This window comes from Paracraurococcus ruber (genome assembly GCF_004353985.1).
GTDB classification, from domain to species: domain Bacteria; phylum Pseudomonadota; class Alphaproteobacteria; order Acetobacterales; family Acetobacteraceae; genus Paracraurococcus; species Paracraurococcus ruber.
This window is the reverse complement of sequence record NZ_SMOA01000428.1, coordinates 1-3,175: the sequence shown is the minus strand read 5'-3', so window position 1 is coordinate 3,175 and position 3,175 is coordinate 1. Positions and strand designations below refer to the sequence as shown.

Genomic DNA, 3,175 nt, shown 5'->3' with positions numbered 1-3,175 from the left:
GCCGCGGCGGGCCCGGCCCGGCGCGTCGAAGCCGGCCGCCTCCGCGACCGGCCCGCCGCCCTGTCCCGCCGCCCCGCGCCGCGGGTCAGGCGACGAGGACGTTGTCGCCGATGCCGCCGTTCAGCACGTCGAGCGGATTGCCGATCAGGATGTCGTCCCCCGCATCGCCGTTCAGCACCGCGCCGCCGCCGCCCGTCAACACGTCGTCGCCGTCGCCGCCATTGACGACGAGCAGCAGGCCGCCGGGCAGGCCGGAGGCATCCACGACATCGGCGCCGCCCAGGGCGTTGATGACCAGGCTGTCCCCCGCCTCGAAGCCGCGGATCTCGATATCGTAGCCGAGGCCGGTGACCACCACCGCGTCGCCGAAGCTGAAGACCTGGATGACGTCGTCGCCGCCGGCCGCGTTGACGACGACGCTGTCCGCCGCCGCGTCGCCGCCGCCCAGGGACGAGGCCAGGTCGATGGCCACGGTCCGCAGGTCCGTGCCGGCCAGGGAGTTCACCGTCACCTGGTCGGCGCCGCCCAGCGCCTTGAAGCTCAGCGCCTCCACGTCGTTCAGGTCCATGGTGACCGAGGCGACGTTACGGGTGAACAGCGCCCGCCCGCCATTGGCCGAGATGGCGATCGCCTCGGCGATGTTGGCGCCGTTGAACTGCAGCGTGTCGATGCCGGCCTGGCCTTCCACCACGTCGTTGCCGTCGCCCGGGTTCCAGACGAAGACATCGTCGCCGGTGCCGAGCAGGGCGATGTCGTTGCCGCGGCCGCCGGCGACGACATCATTGCCGTCGCCGCCCAGCAGCGTGTCGCTGCCCTGGCCGCCGGAGACCGTATCGTTGCCGCTGCCGGCACTGACGATCAGGGTCGGGCCGGTGCCGAGAAGGCCGGAGGCGTTCAGCTGGTCGTCGCCGCCGCCGAGGTCGATGACCAGGGTTTCCACCGTGGTGGCCTTCACCGTGAAGGGCGCGGGGGCGACCCGGTCCACCTGGAAGCCGCCGCCGCTGCTGGCGATGGTGAAGCTCTCGGCGCCGTTGCCGCCGTTCACGTCCAACCGGTCGAAGCCCGCGCCGCCATCCACGGTGTCGCTGCCGTCGCCCGGGTTCCAGACGAAGCGGTCATCGCCCGCCTGGCCGAAGAGCTGGTCGTTGCCGGCGCCGCCGGTCAGCAGATCATTGCCGGCGCCGCCGAACAGCAGGTCGTTGCCGCCCTTGCCGTTCAGCACGTCGTTGCCGGCATCGCCATGCAGCGCATCGGCGCCCGCGCCGCCGGTGACGGTGTCGTTGCCGTCGCCGCCGAAGAGCTGCGCCGCCGGCAGCGCGCCGTTGGTCTCGTCGAGTTGGATGATGTCGTGCCCGGCGAGGCCGAAGGCCAGGATCTTGCCCACCGTCGCCACGGTCGGAGCGCCGCCGACCGGGACCGCGCCGCCATTGACGAGGATGGCGCCGCCGGCGTTGCGGCCGAGGACGAGCAGGTTGGCCAGCGCGTCGCCGGTGATCTGCAGGCTGCGGGCATTGGCGTTGAAGAGGCTGGTGGTCGCCATGGTCGGTCTCCTGTCCGGCGCGTCGCGGAACTGGGCTGACCCTAGCCACCGGCCGCCGCCGCACCTGTTCCGCAGGTGACAGGGCGATCCGGCCGGCTTGCCGCCCCGGCGGGGCGCGGGGCATTGTCGTTGCATGTCCGTCGATCCGGTCCGCAGCGCGCTCGACCGCCTGCCGCTGCTGGCGCAGGTGCCGGCGGCGGCCAGGGCGCGGCTGGCCGAGGCCGCCCGGCCGGTCCGCTACCGCGACGGGGAGGTGGTGTTCCGCTGCGGCGATCCCGGCGACGACGGCATGCTCCTCGTGCTCGACGGCCTCGTCCGCCTGCACCTCGCCACCGCCGCCGGGCGGGAGATCACGCTGGGTCTGGTCGGCGCGGGGGAGCCGGTGGGCGAGGTGGCGCTGATCGATGGCGGGCCGCGCAGCGCCGATGCCACCGCCCTGACGCCCGTTTCCGGCCTGCTGATCCGCACCGCCAGCGCCCAGGCGGTGCTGGAAAGCGATGCCGCCGCCGCCTTCGCCCTGCTGCGGGCGCTGGCGGCCAGGCTGCGCCGCACCACCCACCAGCTTGAGGCGGTGGGGCTGCGGCCGCTGCCGCAGCGCCTGGCGGATGCGCTGCTGAAGCTGGCGGCGGCCGACCCGGCGGGGCTGGTCCGGCTCAGCCAGGGCCACCTCGCCTCCCTGGTCGCGGCGACGCGGCCGAAGGTGAACCGGGCGCTGGCCGAATTCCGCGGGCGTGGCCTGATCCTGCCCTCCCGCGCCGGGCTGCGCATCGCCGACGCCACCGGCCTGCAGGCCCTGGCGGAGAGCGCGTGACCGGCGGGGTGGGGCGCCCGGGCGGCGGCGCCCCCGCCGGTATCCTCGCCGCCGTCCTGCTGGCGCTGGCCTGGGCGGCGGCGCCGGGCGGCCTCCGCGACGTGCTGCGCGAACGGGCGCTGGATGCGCTGCACGGCCCGGCGCCGGCCACGCCGGACATCGTCGTGGTCGATATCGACCGCGCCGCCATCGCCCGCTTCGGCGACTGGCCCTGGGGCCGCGCGCGTCTGGCCGAATTGCTGGGGGCGGTAGCGGCGGCCGGGCCGGCGGCGATCGGCCTCGACATCCTGCTGGCGGGCCCCGACCGCTTCTCCCCTGCGGCCCTGGCCCGGCAACTGGGAGAGGCCACCGGCCGGGCCGACCTTGCGGCGCTGGCCGCGGCGCTGCCGGATGGCGATGCCAGGCTGGCCGAGGTGCTGCGCGCGACGCCGGTCGCACTGGGCTTCGTGCTGGAATCGCGGCCGCTGCCGGATGACCCGCCGGGCGTGCCGGTGCTGGTCGAGGGTGCGCCCCACCTGCCTGGGCTGTGGACGGCGCCCGGGCTGCAGGGGCCGCCGCCGACGCTGGCGGCGGCGGCGGCGGGCCTTGGCCTGCTGGCGCTGGATGCCGATGCGGATGGGCGCATCCGCCGCGTGCCGCTGCTGGCCCTGGTCGGGGATGCGGCGCGGCCCGGCCTGGCGGTGGAGGCGCTGCGGCTGGCCGAGGGCGCCGGCGCGCTGGTGATCGCGGCCGACCCGCCGCGCCTGGCGATCGGCGGGGTGGAGGTGCCGCTGGACGGATCCGCCATGCTGCGGCTGCGGCCGGGCGATCCGGCGCGCTGGGCC

3 protein-coding genes are annotated in these 3,175 nt (G+C 75.8%); 2 read left to right on the top strand and 1 reads right to left on the bottom strand.

The window, feature by feature from the left end; translation table 11 throughout:
* Positions 1-85: 85 nt before the first annotated feature.
* A complete protein-coding gene (locus E2C05_RS35295) occupies positions 86-1,540 on the bottom strand; it encodes a calcium-binding protein (protein WP_158292475.1) in 1,455 nt (484 codons plus the stop codon).
* Between the two features lie 133 nt (positions 1,541-1,673).
* On the opposite strand from E2C05_RS35295, the gene E2C05_RS30235 reads away from it, so the two are divergent.
* Together E2C05_RS30235 and E2C05_RS30230 are read left to right on the top strand one after the other, a co-directional pair.
* Positions 1,674-2,351 carry a Crp/Fnr family transcriptional regulator gene (locus E2C05_RS30235; RefSeq protein WP_133223321.1) on the top strand — a complete coding sequence of 226 codons (678 nt, stop codon included), beginning with the start codon at positions 1,674-1,676 and terminating at the stop codon, positions 2,349-2,351.
* The coding region (locus E2C05_RS30230; protein WP_133223320.1) for a CHASE2 domain-containing protein at positions 2,348-3,175 on the top strand (828 nt) is incomplete at its 3' end. The genes E2C05_RS30235 and E2C05_RS30230, both read left to right, overlap by 4 nt.

Coding starts and splice junctions, on each gene's coding strand:
- E2C05_RS35295 (WP_158292475.1), bottom strand. CDS start 1,540: ATGGCGACCACCAGCCTCTTCAACGCCAATGCCCGCAGCCTGCAGATC.
- E2C05_RS30235 (WP_133223321.1), top strand. CDS start 1,674: ATGTCCGTCGATCCGGTCCGCAGCGCGCTCGACCGCCTGCCGCTGCTG.